Source organism: Nonomuraea sp. NPDC003707, assembly GCF_053587055.1.
This window is the reverse complement of the sequence record NZ_JBSFNK010000012.1, coordinates 226,157-246,954: the sequence shown is the minus strand read 5'-3', so window position 1 is coordinate 246,954 and position 20,798 is coordinate 226,157. Positions and strand designations below refer to the sequence as shown.

The 20,798-nt window shown below is 72.8% G+C and carries 10 protein-coding genes; 1 reads left to right on the top strand and 9 read right to left on the bottom strand.

Going from position 1 to position 20,798, the window contains the following annotated elements; all coding sequences use genetic code 11:
• Positions 1-43 precede the first annotated feature (43 nt).
• The 6 genes from ACWDRB_RS30595 to ACWDRB_RS30570 form a co-directional block, all read right to left on the bottom strand.
• Entirely contained in the window at positions 44-10,456 is a 10,413-nt protein-coding gene (locus ACWDRB_RS30595; protein WP_449899393.1) for a WXG100-like domain-containing protein, read from the bottom strand.
• A 10-nt stretch (positions 10,457-10,466) separates the two neighbouring features.
• Positions 10,467-10,811: a hypothetical protein gene (locus ACWDRB_RS30590; protein WP_355199544.1), complete on the bottom strand. Its 345-nt coding sequence runs from the start codon at positions 10,809-10,811 to the stop codon at positions 10,467-10,469.
• Entirely contained in the window at positions 10,808-11,212 is a 405-nt protein-coding gene (locus ACWDRB_RS30585; RefSeq protein WP_350728221.1) for a YbaB/EbfC family nucleoid-associated protein, read from the bottom strand. The genes ACWDRB_RS30590 and ACWDRB_RS30585 overlap by 4 nt, the downstream gene beginning before the upstream one ends.
• A 105-nt stretch (positions 11,213-11,317) precedes the next feature.
• Positions 11,318-11,722, bottom strand: coding sequence for a hypothetical protein (locus tag ACWDRB_RS30580; protein ID WP_397365798.1), 405 nt, complete (start codon positions 11,720-11,722; stop codon positions 11,318-11,320).
• Positions 11,719-12,609, bottom strand: a complete 891-nt coding sequence (locus tag ACWDRB_RS30575; protein WP_449899389.1) for an SseB family protein — start codon at positions 12,607-12,609, stop codon at positions 11,719-11,721. Before ACWDRB_RS30575 ends, ACWDRB_RS30580 begins: the two co-directional genes overlap by 4 nt.
• Before the next feature lie 27 nt (positions 12,610-12,636).
• Positions 12,637-14,436 carry a glycoside hydrolase family 15 protein gene (locus ACWDRB_RS30570; RefSeq protein ID WP_449899387.1) on the bottom strand — a complete coding sequence of 600 codons (1,800 nt, stop codon included), beginning with the start codon at positions 14,434-14,436 and terminating at the stop codon, positions 12,637-12,639.
• Between the two features lie 98 nt (positions 14,437-14,534).
• Between ACWDRB_RS30570 and ACWDRB_RS30565 the strand changes: the two genes are divergently transcribed.
• Positions 14,535-17,480, top strand: a complete 2,946-nt coding sequence (locus ACWDRB_RS30565; RefSeq protein ID WP_449899386.1) for a BTAD domain-containing putative transcriptional regulator — start codon at positions 14,535-14,537, stop codon at positions 17,478-17,480.
• 1 nt (position 17,481) lies between these two features.
• On the opposite strand, the gene ACWDRB_RS30560 is transcribed toward ACWDRB_RS30565, so the two are convergent.
• From ACWDRB_RS30560 to ACWDRB_RS30550, 3 genes are all read right to left on the bottom strand, one after another.
• Positions 17,482-18,441: a hypothetical protein gene (locus ACWDRB_RS30560; RefSeq protein WP_449899385.1), complete on the bottom strand. Its 960-nt coding sequence runs from the start codon at positions 18,439-18,441 to the stop codon at positions 17,482-17,484.
• The gene (locus ACWDRB_RS30555; RefSeq protein WP_449899383.1) at positions 18,438-19,820 is read right to left on the bottom strand and encodes a phenylacetate--CoA ligase family protein; all 1,383 of its coding nucleotides are present in this window, start codon (positions 19,818-19,820) and stop codon (positions 18,438-18,440) included. Before ACWDRB_RS30555 ends, ACWDRB_RS30560 begins: the two co-directional genes overlap by 4 nt.
• A gap of 228 nt (positions 19,821-20,048) precedes the next feature.
• On the bottom strand, positions 20,049-20,786 hold the full coding sequence (locus tag ACWDRB_RS30550; protein WP_449899380.1) for a hypothetical protein: 738 nt from the start codon (positions 20,784-20,786) through the stop codon (positions 20,049-20,051).
• Positions 20,787-20,798: the final 12 nt, after the last annotated feature.

Sequence of the window (20,798 nt, the reverse complement as noted above, 5' to 3'; positions counted from 1 at the left end):
CCTCTCCTCGGGAGTCCCATCATGCCGGAACGCGCGATCCCGCTCACACTGCCATCGTGCGTGCCACGGCCGGTTCCTGCCCGGCGCGCAGGCCGCACTCGCACGGCCCGTCGGCGGGGCACCGGCAGTTCCCCTCTTCCGGCGGCGACCAGCCGGTCGCGTTGGCGAGCGTACGCAGGCGGTCCATGTACGCCGGCAGGTCCCGGGGACGCGCCCCGTCCGCCAGCCTGGCGAGCTCGGTGGCCAGCGGCTGCGGGACGAGCTGCCACACCTGGGGATGGGCGGCGGCGAGCAGGTCGTGGAGCACGCCGAGCCGGGCCGGCCGCTGGCGGGTGGTGGCCGCGCGTGCCTGGCGCACGGCCTCGTACAGCTCGGCCAGGGCCGCATGGTCGCCGGCGGCCGTCGCGCCCAGCGTACGGGCGACCGCTCCGGCGACGGTCGCGGCGGCGGCCCGCTCGTTCGCGCCGATCGTGCGGCGGCCGTCCACCTGGACGGTCAGCATGCCCGTGTCACCCGCAGTGTCACCCGCAGCGTCACCCACTGGGCCCGACCGCACCTCGACGGGGATGGGCGGGCGGCCGGGGAGCACGATGTCCAGCAGGCCGGAGCCGTAGTCGTGGACCCGGGCGCCCATGAGCGCCGCGCCGCGCTCGACGGCCCTGGCCGCGGCCGTCTCCGGCAGCGTCGCAGGGCCGCGGATCGCCGTGACGTCGGCGGGAGAGAGCTCGCCCGCCCGCGCCAGCGCCAGCAACCGGGGTGCGGCTCCGGCCTGGCCGGGCGCCAGACCGGCCCGCGCCGCCTCGGCGCGCAGCGCCTCGGCCGCGCCGCTCCAGCCGCCTTCGGTGACCGCGCGGGCCAGCCCGCGCAGCCGCGCGAGCGTCGCGGCGTCGGCCACCCCGAGCACCTGTCCCGGCGCCGTGGGGTGGGTGCCGAAGGCCGGCCCCGGGCCGAGCGTCCGGCCCGCCGGGCGGCCGTCCAGCGCGGCCGCGTGCGCGGCGATCTGCTCGGCCACCGCGACGACCCCGCGCCCGCCTCCGTCGGCGGGCACGCGAAGCGCCAGCCGCCCCGGCTCGCGCGAGTCGACGGTCACGTCCGTGGCGCCCGGCGCGGCATCGGCCAGCGCCACGGTGAAGGTCCCGCTCCTGGTGGACACCGTGAACTCGCCCGGGGGCCCCGCCGGAGCCAGGTCGGCGATGCCGGCGGTCTGCGCCAGCCTGCCGAGCCCGGCCGGCGAGGTGTCCAGCCCCACCGGGCCTCCCCCGTTGAGCAGCCGCGCGAGCCGGTTCAGCGGCTGAGGGGCGGCCGGCGCCCGCGGGCCCGTTCCCCACGGTGGCGCGGGCGGGGTGTGGCCGCGGCGTTCGAGGTCGGCCGCGATGGCGTCGATCGCGTCGGCCAGGACCGCGCGCGTGGCCGGGTCGGAGGTCGCGTGCCACTTGCGCGACAGGTGGGCGTGCTCGTTCAGGCGGGGGAGCAGGCAGTAGTCGGTGCCCTCGGTCTGGTGTTCCGACAAGGAGGTCCTGATCACGCCCTGCGGCGCGCCCGACGACGCGGCGAGCGTCTCCTGAAGGACGTGCGAGAGCTCGTGCACCAGGACCGACGACACCACGTCCGGGTGCACGCGCGGCCAGAAGCGCATGACGTGCGGGTCGTCCGGCGTGCCCGCGCGCAACTCGGTGGAGGCGTCGTTGCCTACGCCCGGTTCCCCGATCAGCACGCGGACGTGCTGGTCGGGCGCGTTGGGGACCTGGACGGTCAGCGTGTCGCCGTTCCAGGCGACGTGCGCGGCGGCGCCGCCCAGATCGCCGAGGGTGATGTTCTGGTTGCGCAGCTCGTCCATGGTCAGGTCGGGGACCCCGTCGGGCCGGCCCGACCGGCTGAAGGGCGTGCCCTCGATCGCGGGAGAGGGCATGCCGCCGGGCGTCAGCCCCTGGGCGACGCTCCCGCCCGCCGTCGGGCTCGCGGCCTCCCGGTCGGCGGGCCACACCGACTTGTCGACGTCGGCGAGCAGGATGCCCTGTGCCATCAGCGCGGCCCTGACCTGATGGACGAACGTGCCGGGCTCGTGGGAGTTCATGAAGACGTGGCGCAGGTCGAGGCCCGCCTGGTCGGCGGCGTCCAGCAGGTTGGGCGGCAGGGTGGCGAACGCCTCGGCGAAGCCGCCGTCGGGCGTCGTGCTGTGGATCGTGCCGTCGGGGGCGGCGTCGTACCGGTGGATCCCGTCCGACTCCCGGATCGCGACCCGGGCCACCATGCCGCGTTCGCGGGCGGCCAGTCGCGCGTCCTGGAGGATCTGGATCAACCCGGAGCGGCCCTCGGCCGGAGCGAACGAGAACGTCGTCCAGCCGGGATCGACCGACGGTGTGAGCCGCACGTTCGACTCCACCCGGGAGCGCAGCTCCGCGATCTCGTCCTCGAAGAGCGTCACGTCGATCTCGCCGCTGGTGGCCCCCGCCATGTGGACGGGATCGCCGACGGGGTGCTCGTTGCCGTCCCGCAGCCGCGCCACGTGCTCGAAGGTGAGGTCGTAGTCCACCCTGAGCCGGACGACGTAGGCCTTGCCCTGCTCGAACTTGCTGCGCTCGCGGCGCGCCCCGTGGTGGTCCGACACGCTCTCGGACGCCTGCTCGCCGGCCCGCACACCGCCGTCGAGGCCGGACTCGCCGTCGCTCATGCTGCCGCTCGTGCCGACGGGCAGCGTGCGGCCGCGGGACACCGTCGCGTTCTGGGCGTCGGCCGCCCTGTCGACCTCGCCCTTCTCCGCGTCGATGGGCCCGGCGATGATGGTGAAGTCCGACAGGCGGGCCCGGATCGTGACCTGCGCGCCCTGGTCCTTGAACTTCTGCCTGGCCAGCGGCACGACGAGGCCGGCCGGCCCCGCCATCCGCTCGAACCCGGTCAGCAGGGCGTCGTGGGACAGCCGCTTGACCAGCTCGGCCCGGCGTTCCGCGACCGAGGCGGCACCCAGCATCTTCGCGAACCGCGAGGTGATGATGTCGAAGAGGAGGGGTTTGCCGGCGTGCTCCCGCAGCCTGTCGGGGAAGTGGCCGGGACGCAGCTCGACCAGCCGGGGGTCGATCACGGGGGTGACCGGCCCCGGGTCCTCGCCGACGGGCCGGATCATGCCGGTCGGGATGCGCCGCACGAGTGTGGCGCGGTACTTGACCGGGGGCGCGACGCGGAGGATGCGCCGGAGCGCGTCCGCGGCGCGGCGCGCGGCGGACCGGAACTTACCCGCGCGCACCGGCCTGCGGGTGACCTCGATGACCAGCGTCATCTTCTGCTCGACCCGGTTCATGCCGTTGAACACGGCCATCCGTTGCAGCCGCGTTCCCTGCCGGTTGGTGGAGCCCGAGTACGAGCGGCCCCGGTCCGTCCCCACGCCGACGCCGTGGCCGTCGCCGTTGTCCACGCTTCCCTGGTTCACGCCCGCCGAGTAGGAGCCGTTGTACGACTCGGAGTGCGACAGGTCGGTGTAGCGGTAGCGCTGCCTGATGACACCGGCCTGCGAGGTGTGCGTGAGGAACCGGCCCCGGCGGGAGTCCTCCGGGTCGTCGTACACCAGCCGGGCCGTGACCGTCACCTCCTCGGCCTGCGCTGTCTGCGCGCCGACCTGGACGTGGTAGCTCTTCTCGTAGCCCTGCGTCGACCACATGTCGTTGACGTGGATCAGCGCGGCGTCACTGGAGAAGTCGACGCTCAGCTCGTCGAGCAGGGTCGGGCTCCCGTCCACGGCCTCGGGGTGGGCGGCGCGCACGGCGTTCAGCACCGCATCCATCATGTCGACGGGATTGCCCTGCTCGTCGGTCAGGTCGAGCGACTCCACCGTGCCCAGGCCCACCGTCCCGTCGTACGACGGCGCCAGCACGACGTCCCTGGAGCGGTCGATCAGGTCCGTCGCCTCGCTCAGCGTCTGGTCGAGCTGCTGCTGCTCGTTTCCCTGTTGGGCCGTGGTGGCCGCCGGGCCGAGACCCGTCAGCTCCTGGATCTTCTCCAGCAGGGCCTGCGGCGTGTGCCGCGCGGCGTATTTCACGTCCTCGCCGGCGGCCCGCGCCTTGGCGACGTCCATGATGTAGCGCTGGACCAGGGGCACGGCGAGGCTCGGGTCGAGCTTCATGCTGCCGTTGAGGAAGCGCTCGACGGCGTCGCCCACCAGGGGGCCGGGCAGCGGGAGCTCGCCTTCGGCGTACATCACCAGCGCGTCGTCCTCGGAGAGCATGAACAGCCCGGTGCCCTGCGCCGTGGCCGGTTCGTGCTCGCCGCTCGGGACCCGGCCCGCCAGCGGCACCGCGTGCGCCATGCTCTCCGAGCCGGTGACCGTGAGGTCCGCGGTGGCCCGGAGGAGGATCTGACGGCCGAAGTCGATCGAGAGACCCTCGTCGCCCCAGATGTCGAGGACCGAGGTGGAGACGGACGTGCCTCCCGACCGTGAGGGCAGCGAGAGCGAGCCGCTGTCGCTCGACGTGCCGCCGTCGTCGAGGTCGGAGACGCTGGTCGAGGCGCCGACGGAGTGACCCGACGATCCGCCCCAGGAGACGCCGGCGCTGCCGAGCCCGAAGAGGATCTCTCCCTTCACGTGGTCGATGACGCCCAGCACCTCCATTTCGCCGACCTCGCCCGTCACCGTCATGGACGCCTGGGTGGGCGTCCCCTGCGGGCGGACGGCGAGGCCGGTGGTGAGCAGCCTCATCAGCATCCTGGGGTGCGAGACGAGGTTGCGCACGCCCAGGACCGCCATGAACATCTGGTACGCCACCGAGTCCTGGCGCATGCTCCCCGGCTGCACCTTCTTCGCGGCGGTCTGCAGGCTGCCGTGCGCGTCCCAGTGGACGAGCTTCGCCCTGGACAGCACCTTCTTCGACACCTTGCCGATGGGCGCGGGGGCCGAGCCGTCCTTCGCGGGGAGGAGGTCCGCCGCGAACAGCAGCCTGGCCGAGCCCCTGCCGGACGCCAGGGGGGTCGTCTCCCCGTCGTGCACGAGATCGACCTTCAGGTCGTGGCCCACGGAGAAGATCGCGACCGGGCCGGTGCTCTCGTGCAGGCTCACCACGTTGACCGTGCTGCCGACGCTCGAACCCGCCGTACGGGTGCGGTTGCCGCCGGCGCTGACGCCCACCTCGTGCGACAGCCCGTCGTGTCCCTTGTCGGGGCCGTCGCTCTCGGCGACCGAGGCGCCGCCGCCGTACGTCCTGGACTGGCTGACGGCCCGGGCCGAGGTGTCGGAGCCGATGTCGAGGTTGACCACCGTCTCCGAGTCCGTGTACCCGATGTAGCGGTAGTTCTTGAAGTCCTGCTTCAGCGAAATGTGCAGCATGTGGTGCTCAGGGGCGCCGTTCAGACCGTGCGTCACCAGGTCGACGGCGATGCCCTCCTGGGCCAGGGTGTCGTAGCCGGACCTGATCCGGTGCTCGGACAGCTGCTCGGTGACCTCCTGCAGGTTGAGGATCTGGGCTGCGCGGGCGAGCGGGTTGGACGCGTACTGCCGGACGTCGTTCACGGTCTTCGGGATGATGCCGCGATCGGCGAGCTGGTCCATCACCTTCTGCCTGACCTCGGCCAGCCCGTCGATTTCCTGGACGAGGCCGGGGCCGACGCCCCGCATCTGGCCCGGGCCGTCGCCGAGCCAGGAGGGCAACTCGGGCTTGCGGCCGGGGGGCGGGCCGGGGCGCGGGTCGCCCCGCAGCACCTGGTTGCCGTCCGCGTCGAGCAGCGGCCGGCCGTCGTGATACACCAGCGCGTCCTGGTCGACCGGCAGGCCGAAGCGGTAGGCGGCCGACTCCCGCATGGTGACCACCGCCGCGCTGCGCATCGGCCGGAGCTTGACGGGCGGCTTGCCGAACTCCTCCACGATGAACGTGGTCTCCAGCGCGAGCCGGTAGCTCTGCTTGGGGCTGGTCTTCCGGTGCACGCTCGGGTGGATCGCCTGCTGGTTGGCGGTGGCCGAGTACGACCGCGACGCCGACCTGGAGCCTCGGACCCGCGGCCCGATGCTGGGCTCGTAGCTGCCGAATCCGTCGATCTCCTGCAGCGCGGGATGGGTGAACCCGGCCGAGGCGCTCGCTTCCAGCGACCCGCCGGACGACGCCCCGCCCGGCGTCGCGGCGAAGTCGACGAGCACCTCCTCCTCCCACTCCTCGGCGCTCGCCCCGCCAAGCGGCTCGCTCGCCACCAGCACGACCCGGGTCTCGGCGCGTACCCTCGCGTGCGGCTTGCCGTTCCTGGTGAAGACGCGCTCCAGATCGCCGTTGACCGCGTCGCGGAGCCGGTGGGGCAGCTCCTCGGTCACGAAGGTCCGCAGCTGGTCGTGGGGGATGGCGCCGACCTGGTTGTACAGCCCGCCCAGCGCCCCGGCGACCGTGTCCAGCGCGCCTTCCAGGCCGGTCATGCTGGTGATGATGTGGTTGGGGAGCTTGTCGTCGCGCTTGGCGTCGTCGATCCAGGCCAGCCTCCGCGGCGCCTGGTCGGTGAAGGAGTGCGAGACCCACAACCGCTGCCCGGCGGCGTCGCCGGGTGCGCCGGAGTTCACGACGGCGGCCTTCTGCCAGCCGTCCGTCTTCCGCGTGCGGATCTCGACGCTCCACGTCGCGGCGGCGTCGAACAGCAGCGACTCGCTCCTGTTGTCGGAGACGGAGCCGCCCTGCGCGTACATCCCCGCGCCGCCCGTCGCCGACCAGTTCCGGCCGGCCACGACCCCGACGCCGACCCCGAGCATCTCGGTCAGCGTCCTGGCCCATTCGCCCTCGGGCAGGAGCTGCGCCAGGACGGCCGTGTTGAAGCCGAGGGGCAGCCCGCCGCTGCCGGACTCGGTGGCGGTGACCGTACGGCCGGCCTGGAAGAACAGGCCCACCATCGTCTCCGACGCCTTGACGCCCGGGTCGAGCACCTCGACGAGGTCGGCGAGGGAGAGCTTGACCCGCACCTCCGCCGCGTTGCTGCCGCGGCCCACCCGCAGCACGACGCCGTCGGGGGAGACGAGCTTGTGGAAGTCGGCGCGCAGGGCGCGCTCCAGCTCGTCCGTGCTGAACTGGTAGCCGATCTTGTGGCGTTCCAGGACGTTGTTGACGGCGGTGGTGAGAGCGGTGTGATGGGCGAGCGGGCCCGTCGGCATGGCCATGGACAGGCTGTCCTGCTGCGGCAGCGCCGCTGACAGGGCGTTCAGATAGCCCCGGTGGCGCCGCGCGGCCTCATTCGCCAGCGATCGGGCGATGGAGGCCATGCCGACCTCGCCCGGCCGGGTGGACGCTCCTGTCCGGCGCATCGCCGACAGCAGTTGCTCGTAGGCCTTTCTCGTCTGCGTCGCCTGCGCCAGGGCGGGGCCGTACGCCTTCGCGATCCTGGTGTGCCGCGCCTGCGTGGCGCGGTGCGCGCGGTTCTCCTGCCGTGCCTTGCGCGCCCGCTCGAAGCGGCCCTGATCGTGCTGCTTCAGCGCCTTGCGCGCGTCCCGCGTGGCCTGGCGGGCCTTCTTGCGCGCCTCTTCGGCGCTGTTCGTCTTCGACTGGATCTGGATCTTGAGCGCCTGCTCGGCCTGGACCAGCGCGTCGATGACGGCCTGTACGTCCTCGGCGGACGGGTTGGGGCCGGGTAAGGGGGGCGCGAGGGACGGCCGGGTGCCCTGTGTGGGGGCCCACGGCGGCAGGGGCGGGGTCTGGCCGTGTTCGCGCAGCTGGCGGGCCACACCGTCGATGTCGACGGCGATGAGCCGCTTCTCCGGGAGCGTCTGGGCCTGGTGCCATTTGTCGGCCAGGAACGCCAGCTCGTTGAGCCAGGCGCGCACGCACGCGTTCTGCTTGGCCTCGCCGCTCTTGCGCGGCAGGATGCTCCGCCGCCCGCCGTCGCCGGCCTCCTGCAGCTTCTGCAGGGTGTCGGTGATCTCGTGCAGCCAGACCCTGGGCAGCTGGTCGGTGGCGACGCGCGGGTTGAAGTGGACGAGATGGGCGTCGTCCTCGGTCCTGCCGGTCCTGACCTCGGTCTCGCCCATCAGGTTCGGGGACAGGCCGCCGATGACGGGGCGGAAGTAGTGGGTGCCGTCCGTCGCCGTGTGGACCGCCAGCGTCCGGCCGTCCTGCGACCAGCTGAAGCCGGTCACGCCCTGGTCGAGGAAGTGGGCCGCGAGCAGCTCGGCGACCGCGTCGTACACCTCGTCGAAGTCCAGGTCGGGGCCCTGGCGGCCGTTGGGGACGTACCTGGTGCCCGGGACCGGTCGCGACGTGACCGTCCCCGGCTTGCTCGTGTACGCCGGTGCGGCGTCGGGCGCCGGGGCCGCCGCGGGGGCGGTCGGCTGCCCGGTCTGGACGACGTCCTCGCCCTGGACGACCGCCAGCATGGCGGCGGCCTCGGCCTGCAGTTCCGAGAGGTCCTGGACCTCCTCGGCCCGCATGTCCAGCGCGGAGCGGACGCGGCCCATGGTGGCCGCGGAGATCACGCGCACGCCATTGGGGGTGGAGATGAGGAGGTCGCCCTCCGGGCCGACCACCGCGTTGGGGAAGTTCGCGGCGAGCGCGCCGATCAGCGCCGTACGGGCTCGGACGGCGGCGGGCATGGGCTGACCGGCCGGGGCCGACCCGTCGAGGGAGGTGACCGGCTGCCCGGAGCCGTCGTCGGCGAGCGTCGTCGTGCCGGTCGCGGCCTGGGCGTCGGGCACCGCTTGGGCGTCGGGCACCGTCTGGCCGTCCGGCTGGGCGGGGCTGTTGTCAGGATTTGTCGGGTTGGCGTCGGGTTGGGTGGAGTTGTTGTCGGGGTTTGTCGGATTGGCGTCCGGTTGGGCGGGGGCGCTGTCCGGCTGCGCGGGGGTGCTGTCCGGCTGGGCCGGGTCGGCGTTGGGCGCGGTGGTGCCGTCCGGCGCCTGTCCCGTCGGGGCCGTTCCGGAGGCGTCGTCCGGTCGCGGGCCCGCGTCGCCGGCGGGCTGCGGCGCGGCGTCGTCCTGGGAGGGTGCCGCCGCATTCGAGTCCGCCTCGTCGGGTGCCGCCGCATTCGGGTCCGCTTGGTCGGGTGTTGTCGCATTCGGGTCTGTCTGGTCGGGGTCCTCGCCCCTGGAGGTCCGCCGCTGCGACGACGCGTCCGGGTCCGGCGCGGCGGGGTTGCGCCGGCCGTCGCCGTCCCGGCCGCCGTCGGCCCTCGGGGTCGCCGGAGCGTCGGGCCTCGGGGTCGCCGGTGCGGTCGCCTGCCCGCCGGACCTCGCGGTGGTGGGCCCCGCGGGGTCGGGCTGGCGCACGGCTCCGGGCATGCCGGGCTGGGGACCGCCGTTCGTGGGGCCGCCGCCCGACGTGTTCCCGTCCGCCGGGCCCCCGGGCGGGCCACCCGCCGCGCGGCCGGCGTCGGTGCGCGCGGCGAGGTCGTAGGCGGAGGCGAGAGAGGTGACCGGGTGGGCCAGCGCGGTGTAGACCTCGGGGTTGAACGGGCTGATCGTCCCGGTACGCCCGGCGCCGCCCATGAAGCCGCCCAGGAGGGAATCGGCCGTGAACGGGTTCTGCCACTGGTCGTAGACCACGCCGTTGGCGATGAAGCTGCCGGCCGGGGAGGCGATCGTGTTGGTCAGGCCCGTGGTCAGGGCGCGGCCCGCGAATCCCGGCACGTGGCTGGTGATCTGGGACACGGGCCCGGCCAGCGCCGTGCCGAAGAGCGCGCCGCCGCCCGCGCCGATGACCGAGGCGGCCGACTTGTTCACGTCCCAGTCCTGCACGGTGCCCATCTGGAGCTGCTGGTACTGGGAGGCCGCGTCGATGAAGAACTCCTCGCCGATCTCCTCGATCAGCTCCCGGCCGATCGGTGAGGCCAGCAGCCTGGCGATGAGGCCGCGCCCGGTGGCGCCGCTGAGCGCGGTCACCCTGGCCAGCTGCCGCACGCCCAGTTCCCGGCCGCCCAGGGTCATGAGCCTGACGAGGATCCGCGTGATGGCCGCGCGGGCGCCCGCCGCGTACGGCCCGATGATCGCGGTGGAGGAGCCGGCGGTGAAGAAGGCGACGAAGAGGGCGATCGCGATGGCGACGACCGTCACCCAGAAGGCCACGTTGACGGAGAGCTTGGAGTACTGCGTCTCGACGGCGAAGTTGTTGGCCTGCTGCGAGTAGGCCCGCGCGTTCCCGGACACCCCGGCCAGCCCGCCCTCGTGGCCGTACAGGAAGGTGGCCCTGGTGACGAAGTTCGCGGTCGCGGGCGAGATCCATCCGTCCAGGAGGACGCGCGTGGCCGAGCCTGCGGCCGGCGCGGAGCTGACGGACCCCTCGGCCAGCTTGTCGTACGCCTCGGACAGCTTCGACAGCCCGCTCTCGCTGGCGCCCGGCCATTTCTGCCCAGCCGAAAGCAGGGGGATCAGCCAGTAGACGACCCAGTCGGGCAGCGCCTCGGTCTCCCACGCGGGGAGGACGTCGCTGTCGATGCGGACCGCTGGCCGCGGGGCGGCAAGGCCGCCGCCGTTCTTGCTGCCGGAGCCGTTGACCCCGGTGTCGGCGTTGACCGTCACGTCCTGGGCCTCAGATTTCCCGCACCCGCCCGGCCGCCATGTCGCGCTTGATGTCGAGATCCATCTTCAGGGTGTTGTCGACGGCCGTGCGCACCCCGCTCCCCGCACCGGTGATCTCCTTGGCCAGCTGGGTGCACTGGCTGAGCATCTGGTTGGGGCCGTCGTTGCGGAAATGGGCGGCCCTGAACGCTTCCCCCTCGGCGCCGGGACCCCACGGGGCGGCCTCGAGCGCCTCCTGGACCAGGGCGACCAGCCTCGCCGACTCGTGTTCGAGGTCTTCGGCCATCGTCGACCACTCGGACAGCCCCCGGTCCACGCTGGGCTTGATGATCTGCGTACCGTCCCAGAGCCTCATCGTTCACCCTCCATCCGCTCGGCGAGTTGCGTCAGGGCGGTTTCGACGTCGCCGTCGAGGTGTGCCTCGAGCTCCGCACGGGGGATCACCGGCTCCAAGATCTCCGTGACGCGCTCGCGGGCGCCGGCCGCCGCCCGCTGAGCCGTCTCGACGATCGTGTCGGCCAGCTGCCGTGCCTCGGGCCGCCGGTAGATGCGCGGGTCCAGGTCGAGCCGGACGAGCTCGCCACGCGGGCCGACCGTGACCGACACCAGGCCGTCGCGTGACTTCTCGGTGAACTGCACCCCTCTGGCCTGGGCGTGCAGCTCCATGCCCGCGTCCTGGATCTGCCGGAACATGGCGCGCAGCTCGTCGGCGTATGCCCTCATCGCCGCCGAATCAGGCTGGTCGAGCGACTCCATGACACCCCCTGAAGCCAGGCCTCCCGTCTACGGGAAATCCTCTTACGAAACTTCCACGTTTCTAGTTAGTTTCCGTCACATGAACACCATCAGACAAGAGTGTGTTCAAAAGTGTTGTTTCCCGACATTTAGTGGTTCGGTGTGCTCGTGGAGATCCGTCACCTCGGCCCGGGGCACCCAGAGGCGGTACACACCCCGCTCGACGCGCTCCAGCCCGAGCTCCACCGCCGCGGGCGCGGACCCGCCCAGGTATTCGAGCAGCAGCCGCCCGTCACGCTCGCCGTGCACGTGGAAGCGCTCTCCCCGCCAGGTGCACACCGTCGTCACGAAGTCCAGGGCCGCGCACTCGGACGCGGGCACCGGGCGTACGTGGCAGCCGGGCTCGACCTCCTCGAACCCGTCCGCCGGCTCCGGGCTGCGCAGCCGGATCCACAGCTCCAGGGAGTGCGGCTCGGGGCTGGCCACGTAGTCCGCCCCCTGCCAGCGGGCCCGGTAGAAGTGCCAGCTCATCCCGTCCGCCTCCCGATCAGCAGCCACCGGCCCAGGTCGCCGTGGTAGATCGCGCGCCGGTGCTCCGTCCCTCCCGAGGTGAGCTCCCAGATCTCCGCGCCGTGCGGCAGGCCCACGCCGTACACCTTGTACTCGCGGATGACCTGGTCGACGTTCGGCACCAGGCCCATCCCCACGAACGGCGGCTCCTCGACCACCCAGCCCGCCACCGCGGCCCTGCGCTCCTCGTCGGTCCCGCCGTAGGGGGTGCGGTAGCCGGCCAGGTCCACGGGGCGCCAGCGCAGGATGTTGAGCGAGCCGTTCTCGGTCAGCAGGTCCGGCTGCCCCAGCGCGTCGGCGAGCACGACGGGCGTAGCGATGTGCGAGACGTCCAGGGCGTGATGGCAGTAGCCGGAGACGCGCGGCTCGCCCCCGGTCAGCAGGTCATGGATGGCGGCGGGGGACAGCAGCTTCTGGACCGCCGGCACCCCCGAGCCGGGGTCGAGCACGAGGTCCGCGGCCAGCGTGGGCACCGCCAGCCTGGCCACCGTCCCCGACTCCAGCATGAAGGCGGCCGTCAGCCCCGGATTGATCGCCAGCCCCCACCGCGGGTCCGGCCAGCCGGCCGCCAGCTCGACCAGCGACAGGACGCGGCAGTGCGTGGCGACGCCCCCGGTGGCCAGCCGCATCGCCTCGACGGAGGTGTAGGCGAGCAGCCATGTCCGCTCGGCGTCGGCGGCGGTCGCCCACGCGGGGGCCTCGGTCCCGTCCGCCGCGGCGGCGGTGATCGGCAGCGCCAGGTCCGCGTCGCGGAGCAGGCTCAGGCACAGCGCGTCCTGCCCGTCCTGGTGCGCCGCCCACAACCGCTCCTCGAACGGCGTGGCCGGTTCGTGATCACTCGACGTCATCCGCCCAGTTTGCCGGAGCGGAACGCGTCAACCCAGGGCGTGGTCGAGGTTGAAGGCGGCGCTGATCAGCGCCAGATGGGTGAACGCCTGGGGGAAGTTGCCGAGTTGCTCCCCTGAGCGCCCGATCTCCTCGGCGTACAGGCCCAGATGATTGGCGTAGCTCAGGATGTTGTCGAAGACCCGGCGGGCCTCCTCCACCCGGCCCGCCCTGGCCAGCGCCTCGACGTACCAGAACGTGCAGATCGAGAACGTGCCCTCCGAGCCCTGCATCCCGTCGGGGCTGGCCTCGGGGTCGTAGCGGTACACCAGCGAGTCGGAGACCAGCCCGTCGGCGAGCGCGTCAAGCGTGGACAGCCACTTCGGGTCCATGGGCGAGACGAACTTGGCCAGGGGCATCATCAGCACCGACGCGTCCAGCACGTCATCGCCGAAATGCTGGACGAAGGCGTTCAGCGTGGCCGAATAGCCGTTCCGCATGATCTGCCGGTAGATGCCGTCGCGGGCCTCGCGCCAGCGCGGGATGTCGGCCGGGAGCCCGCGGTGGATGGCCATGCGCATGGCCCGCTCGATGGCCACCCAGCACATGAGCCTGGAGTAGACGAAGTTCTTGCGCCCGCCGCGGGTCTCCCAGATGCCTTCGTCCGGCTGGTCCCAGTTGTCGGAGACCCAGTCGACCAGCGTGCACAGCTCGTCCCAGCGGTCGCTGGAGATGGGCTTGCCCCATTTGTCGTACAGGTAGACGGAGTCGATGAGCGCGCCGTAGATGTCCATCTGGAGCTGGTCCGCGGCGGCGTTGCCCACGCGTACCGGGGCTGATCCGCGGTAGCCCTCCAGGTGGGTGAGCTCGCGCTCCGGGAACTCGACGCGGCCGTCGATGCCGTACATGATCTGCAGCGGGGCCGACTGGTCGCCGCGGCCGAGCGTGACGTGCTCCGACAGGAAGTTCATGAACGCCTCGGCCTCTTCGGTGAAGCCCAGCCGCAGCAGCGCGTACACGCAGAAGGCCGCGTCGCGCACCCACACGTAGCGGTAGTCCCAGTTGCGCGGGCCGCCGATCTGCTCCGGCAGGCTCGTGGTGGGGGCCGCGACGATGCCGCCGGTCGGCGCGTACGTGAGCAGCTTCAGCGTCAGCGCCGAGCGGTGCACCATCTCCCGCCACCTGCCGCGATAACGGGAGCCGGACAGCCACGACCGCCAGAACCGCACCGTGTCGGCCAGCTCCTGCTCGGCCTCGGCGAGCGCGCACGACTTCGGGCCGAGCCCCATGTCGGACCGGTCGAGGGCGAAGACGGCCTGCTCGCCCTCGGAGAGCGTGAACCATGCCCGCACGTCACGCCCGTCGCTCTCCAGCGGCACGGTCGAGGTCAAGGTCAGGGAGAGCCCGGATGACTCGAACGTGGCCCGGTCGTCGTGCAGCCGCACGCTGTGCTCCTGCGCGGCGTAGTCGAACCGGGGCGCGACCAGCACGCGGAACGGCAGCGAGCCGCGTACGCAGACCAGCCGCCTGATCAGCCGGTGCCGGTCGGCCTCGTGCGTCTCCTCCTCGACGACCGGCATGAAGTCCTGGACCTCGGCCATCCCCTCGTCCGCGAAGAACCGGGTGACGAGCACGTTCGTGTCGGGGATGTAGAACTGTTTGGTCCGTATGTCGAGGTCGGCGGCCAGTTCGAAACAGCCGCCCCGCTCGGTGTCCAGGATCGAGCCGAAGACGCTCGGCGCGTCGAAGCGCGGGCAGCAGTACCAGTCGATCGTGCCGTCCGTGCCGACCAGGGCGACCGTCCGCAGGTCGCCGATCAGCCCATGTTCGCCGATCGGCAGATATCCCATGACATCAAACTAGACCCGTCAAGGTCGGCAGTTGCCAAAACATCCGGCAAGGGATGTACTGCGTCGTGGGTCCGGACGGCCTCGGGGAGATTGCCACGATGGATTTCTCGATTCTGGGATCCTTACGCGTACAAGGCGCAGAAGGGCCCGTTCGGCTGAGCGCCAAGCAGCGCGCGGTGCTCAGCGTCCTGCTGCTTCATCCCAACGTCGTGATTTCAACCGAGCGCTTGGTCGCCGCCGTCTGGGACGACCCGCCGCGCTCCGCCGTGGCGAACCTCCAGACGTACGTCTCCCAGCTGCGCCGCGTCGTCAGCGGCACCGCGCTCCGCCTGCGCACGGAGCCCGCCGGGTACGCGTGCGAGCTGTCGCCCGACCGGCTCGACCTGCTCGCGTTCGAGGACCTCGTACGCCGGGCGCGGCGCGCGCGGCAGGCGGGCGAGCACCAGGCCGCGGAGCAGGCCTACAAGGCTGCGGTGTCCCTGTGGCGGGGCAGGCCCGCCGAGGACAGCCGGCTCGGCAGCGCCATGGAGCCCAGGATCGCCGAGCTGGAGGAGCAGCTCCTCCTGGCCAGGTCCGAGTGGATCGACGTCCGGCTGGAGCTCGGCGGGGAGGACCTGGTGGCCGAGCTGCGCACGCTGGTCGCGGCCGACCCGCTGCGCGAGCGGCTGTGGGCGCAGCTCATGCTGGCCCTGCACAGGAGCGGGCGGCGCAGCGAGGCGCTCGACGCCTTCCGCCAGGCCCGCGCGGTGCTCAGCAGCGAGCTGGGCATCGAGCCGGGCCGCGAGCTGGCCGACCTGCACGCCGCCCTGCTGGCCGGCGATCCCGCGCCGAGCGCCCCGGTCTCCCCGCGCGTGCCGCTGTGCCAGCTGCCCGCCGACACCTCCGACTTCGTGGGCCGCAAGGCCGAGCTGGACGTGCTGCTCCCCGCCGCGCGGGCCCGGCCGGAGCGGATGTCGCCGCCCATCGTGGTCGTCTCGGGGCTGCCGGGGGTGGGGAAGACCACGCTCACCGTGCACGCGGCGCACCTGTTACGCGCCGACTACCCCGACGGGCAGGTCTTCCTGCGGCTGGGCCGGGACGCGGCCGGCCCGCGGCGGCCGGAGGACCTGCTCGGCGAGCTGCTGCGCTCGCTGGGCGTGGACGGCACGCTGGTCCCGGGGCCGCTGGAGGAGCGGGCGAGCCTGCTCAGGCAGCGCCTGGCCGACATGGGCGTGCTCATCGTGCTCGACGACGCCCAGGACGAGACGCAGGTGCGCCACCTGCTGCCGGGCACCGCGCGCAGCTGCGTGCTGGTGACGTCCAGGTCGCGGCTGCCCGCCCTGGAGGGGGCCACCCGGCTGCAGCTCGACCTGCCCGGCGAGCACGACGCCCGGCTGCTGCTGGAGCGCGTGGCGGGCGGGGCGCGCTTCCGCGCGGCGCCGGAGGCCGCGCGGGCGATCCTGAAGGCCTGCGGGCTGCTGCCGCTGGCGATCAGGGTGGCGGGCGCGCGGCTGGCGATCCGCCCGTCCTGGCCGGTCGGCGTGTTCGCCAGCAGGCTCGAGGACCGGCGGCTCGACGAGCTGATCGTGGGCGGGCTGGACGTGCGGGGCACGTTCGGGGAGAGCTACGCGGCCCTGCCGGAGCCGGCGCGGCGGGCGTTCAGGCTGCTGGGGCTGGCCGACCTGGGGAGCATCGCCGAGTGGTCGGCGGCGGCCCTGCTCGGCTCGTCCGGGCTGGAGGCGGACGCGGCGCTGGAGACGCTGGTCGCCAGGGGGATGCTCGACTCGGGCGAGGTCGACGGGGCGGGACAGCCGCGTTACCGCCTGCACGACCTGTTACGCGTGTACGCAGAAGAGCGGGCCCGGGTCGAGGACGACCTGGAGGAGCAGCGGGCGGCGCTGACCCGGCACGTGCTGGAGTGCCTGCGCCGGCTCAGGGCGGCCACCAGCGACCTGCCCATCCCGACCGCGCCGCCCTTCCCTCAGGCCGAGGCGATCGACGGGGTCGGGATCGCGTGGCTGGCCGCCGAGCGCAGGACGCTCGTCCACAGCGTGTCGGCGGCCGTCGAGCTGGGGATGGCGGAGGAGGCGGCCGAGCTGGCGCACCACCTGTCGGCGTACCTGAACCTGGAGGGGTTCTTCGACGACGTGGAGCGGCTGCAGGGGATCGTGATCGCGGCGGCGCCGAGCGAGCGGATCGCGCTGCGGGCCGAGCTGGTGCTGGCCGGGGTGCCGCTGTCGCGCGGGGCCTATGGGTCGGCGGGAGAGCACTTCCAGCGGATATATCAGGACTGCTTGCGGATCGGGGACTCGCACGGGGCCGCGTACGCGCTGATCAACCGGGCGGCCTGCCTCCACGGGGCAGGGCTGTTCGAGGAAGGGCTGGACGAGGCGTACCGGGCCATCGCCCTGATGGAGGAGCTGGGTGACGAGGGCGGGCTCGACTACGCCTGGACGTGGCCCGTCTGGATCCACATGGAGCTGGGCCGGTACGGCGAGGCGGTGCGGCTCTGCCAGGAGCGGCTGGCCAAGGCGGGGGAGGACCGGCGGGCCCGCGGCGACCTGCTGCGGGCCCTGGGCACCGCCTGCTACCTGAGCGGCGAGGTGGCCGAGGCCGTGTGGTGCTACCAGGAGAGCCTGGTGGTCAGCGAGATGATCGGGGATCGCGTCGCGTCCAGCAAGGTGCTGCGCAGGCTCGGCGAGGCGCTGGGGGCGCTCGGGCGGTTCGACGAGGCCGTGGACGCGCTCGACCGGGCCAGGTCGCTCTTCCGCGAGTGCGGGGACGGGCTGGGGGAGGCGCTGGCCACGTACGCGCTGGGCGAGGTGCGGCTGCGGCAGGGGCGCGCCGCGGAGGCGCTCGGCCTGCTGGTCACCGCCCGCGACGGGCTCGGGCCCGGCGGGCCGCCGACCTGGCGGGCCCGCGTGCTCAGGGAGCTTGGCCGCGCGTACGCCGAGCTGGGGGAGCACCCGTGCGCGGCGGCCGTGTGGCGCGAGTCGGCCGAGCTGTTCGAGAGCGGGCCGGAACGGGCCCAGGTCGAGGGCTTCCTGAACGAGGCCCAGGGCTGACCTACTCGGCCGGGCGGTGCCGTACCACGGGGACGGTTGCGAGGCCCGACTGCCGTGCCGCCCGCCGGGCGCTTCCCGGCGTGGGGCCCTCGCCCACGATCTCGCCGTCGGCCAGCGCCACCCACACGCCCGCGGGGATCATCTCGCCCAGCGCCCGCTCCACCACCGGCCGCGACGGCGCCGGGATCGGGCGGGTGCGCCAGAAGAGCCACTGCGCGACGATGAGCGGGCCGAGCGGGGTCAGCAGCGGTATCGCGCCGCTCCCGGACAGGAAGGCCGTGGCCGCGACGGCCAGCAGCGCGGCGTCGATCCCGGCGGCCAGCCAGCCGGCGCGCCGACCGTACCTCTTGTACGCCACCAGCGGCCACAACGTGAGCATGAGGCAGTCGCCCAGCCCGACGAGCGAGGCGTCGGCGCCGTAGCGGGTGGCCAGCACCGGCGCGAACGGCAGCCCGTCCAGCCGCGCCACGAAGTCGAGCGTGAGCGAGCTGAGCCCGGTGGCGAGCGTGTCGTAGCAGGTCAACGCGGCGGCCAGAGCGGCCACCTGGGCCGGGGTGACGGCCGTCTGGACCCAGAGGTTGACCACGCCGACGACGAGCAGGATCACCGCCACGTCGTTCAGCACGAGGACGGCGGGCTCCCAGCCGGCGAAGTACGCGGCCACGTCGCCGCCGACCAGCACCGCCGCCGCGATCGCCGCCGTCCGCCCGCCGAGCACCGGCGCCAGCGTGAGCTGCGCGATCGTGAACACCACGACGCCGAAGATCGTCACGACGATGCCGACGGGGATGTGCAGGTACGCGAACGGCATCGCCACCAGCGCCACGATCATGACGGCGATGTCGGACCCGACGAACTTGCCGACCGGCGGTCGCGGGATCTCGTACCGGGACAGGAACAGGGCCGCCAGCGCGACGGTCAGCGCGATGAGCGTGTGCAGGCCCAGGACGTGCGCGGTCATCGGACTCCGATCGGGAGGTGCGCGGCGTGCTCGAAGCTCTGCTCGATCAGGTCCGCCCGGACGTGGCAGGGGCGCGGCAGGTCGTCCGGGCTCTCGACCAGCACGATGCCCTTGAGCTTCGTCGCGGCGGCCCGCTCCTCCAGCCGGCTGAGCAGCGCCGGGTCGTCCTTGCCCGACACGACGTGCAGGATCCCGTCCTCCACCGCGAACCTGGTCGGCAGCGGCAGCGCGTGCTCGGCCTGCAGCAGGTCCAGCACGTCACGGGTGGTCACGTCGCCGTCCACGGCGCGTCCCAGGACGCGGGAGGTCGCCGGGATTGCCGCCAGCGCGCACGTGGGCGGCTCAGGCAGGGTTCTGACCAGGTCGCCGGTGACGTACCGGAGCAGCAGCGTGGTGTCGCGGAAGGTGGAGTACGGGGTGACGACCAGGACGCCGAGCGCGTCCGGCCCGGCGGGCTCCATGGTGACCGGGTCGAGCACCTCGATCAGGCCCTGGTCGGAGGGCAGATGCAGGTGGCCGTCATCGCACACCCGCCCGGTGACGGGCGCGATCTCGGTCATGGAGTAGCCGTCGTAGACCCTGGCACCCAGGGCCTCTTCGGCGCGCAGGCGCAGCGCGTCGGTGAGCACCTCGCCGCCGGACGTCACCTCGATGAGCCCGAAGTCGCGCGGGCTCCAGCCGCCGCGTTCGGCCTCCTGCACCAGCGCGGCCAGGTAGGAGGCGGTCACGTTCAGGTGCGTGATGAGGGGCTGCTTGCCGGGGACGTGCATCGGCGTGGCCAGCCGGTCGAGGGTGGCGCGCGGGTCGATCATGCCGAGGTGCACGAAGCCCGCGCCCGTCATCGGCACCGCCCGCTCGGCCACGATCTGGGCGATGGAACGGGAGCTGATGGCGTTGGCCCACAGGTGCTCGGAGCGCAGGCCGCCGTTCAGCATCGCGGCCAGCGCCGCCATCGACGACATCAGCTCGATCTCGTACGCGGAGAACCACACGAGCGTGGGGCTGCCGGTCGTGCCGGTCGTGTGCGCGAGCACGGCGGGACGGGCCAGCTCGGAGACGAACGCGGCGGACATGCCGCGCAGTGCCTGCTTGGGGGTGGGGGCGATGCCGGCCAGGTCGTCCGACTCGAGACCGCGGTAGTACGGGACCTCCGCGCGGGCGTGCCTGATCGTGCGGCGCAGGCGCCGCTTGGTGAGGTCCTCCTGGATCTCCGGGTCGGCGGCGGCGAGCATGTCGTCGGAGCCCTCGCCGGGCGATCCGAACGCCTCCATGGTCGCCCGCGTGTCCTCCACCAGCGCCCGCACGTCCTTGATCCGGAACCTGCGGCCGGACATCATCGTCCACGCGTAGCCCAGTTGCCGCACCGCTGTGCCGAACACGCCTCGCCCTCCTGTCGCGATGGTGCAGTGTGCCCCCGGGCCCGGAGCGCCCGGGGGACACCTGGGTGTCAGCCGTTGAGGACGAAAACCGCGGTCGACAGCGTGCTGATGGCGTACTTGGCGTACCGGCGAACAGTCTTGACCATGGGACTCTCCCTCGTTGTTCGGGACAGGGGGGCTTCTCGCGCCCCTCTGCCGTAAACGATCAGCCCGGGTCCTACAGGGTCGCTACAAGCCCGCTACAACCCTGCGCCGCCGCAGGACCAGGCCGGTTGCGGAGGCGAGGACGAGCAGGCCCCCCACCCCCACCAGCACCCGCCCGTCGGGCCCTGCCTCACCACCGCCACCCGTGTCGGCCGCGCCCGCCGGGGTTCTGGTCTTCGTGTCCGTCTCGCTGGGGCTGGCGCTCGTGGTCTCGTCCGTCTCGCTGGGGCTGGGGCTCGTGGTCTCGCCGGTCCCGGGGATGGTGAGGGGGTGTTTCGGCAGGGCGTCCTTGTCCTTGACCTCGCACTCGATCGCGCGATCGCTGGAGTCGGTGCCGAAGTTGATCGAGGCCGCGCGTACGGTGCCGGTGCCCGGGTTGTTGGGTTTTGTCTTCAGGTTGACCGTCGTCGCGGGGAGCGGGACGGGAGAATCGGGAATGATCGGCCCGATCGCGGCGACCCCGGTGGCCGACGTCAGCTTCTCGATGCCGCTGATGCCCGCGTACGCGTACAGGTTGAGATTGTCCTCCAGGCCCGTGGTGGGTGCGCGTAACTCGGAGCCCTCCACGTACGTGCCGTGCCAGCCGATGGCCATCTCCTCGCCCACCTGCGCGTCCGTGGGCACCGTCAGCTCGACCTCGACCTTCACGTCCTGGGTCTCGCCCGTGGCGCGGACCTTGCATTCGTACTCCACGACGTCGGCTTGGGCGGTGGCGGACGAGAGCAACAGGGTGGCGGCTGGGACGAGCAGCAGAACACGCACGGCGACTCCTTG

Excerpts from the sequence above, each read along its gene's own strand:
- ACWDRB_RS30590 (WP_355199544.1), bottom strand. The coding sequence starts at position 10,811 with ATGAGGCTCTGGGACGGTACGCAGATCATCAAGCCCAGCGTGGACCGG.
- ACWDRB_RS30585 (WP_350728221.1), bottom strand. The coding sequence starts at position 11,212 with ATGGAGTCGCTCGACCAGCCTGATTCGGCGGCGATGAGGGCATACGCC.
- ACWDRB_RS30580 (WP_397365798.1), bottom strand. The coding sequence starts at position 11,722 with ATGAGCTGGCACTTCTACCGGGCCCGCTGGCAGGGGGCGGACTACGTG.
- ACWDRB_RS30575 (WP_449899389.1), bottom strand. The coding sequence starts at position 12,609 with ATGACGTCGAGTGATCACGAACCGGCCACGCCGTTCGAGGAGCGGTTG.
- ACWDRB_RS30570 (WP_449899387.1), bottom strand. The coding sequence starts at position 14,436 with ATGGGATATCTGCCGATCGGCGAACATGGGCTGATCGGCGACCTGCGG.
- ACWDRB_RS30565 (WP_449899386.1), top strand. The coding sequence starts at position 14,535 with ATGGATTTCTCGATTCTGGGATCCTTACGCGTACAAGGCGCAGAAGGG.
- ACWDRB_RS30560 (WP_449899385.1), bottom strand. The coding sequence starts at position 18,441 with ATGACCGCGCACGTCCTGGGCCTGCACACGCTCATCGCGCTGACCGTC.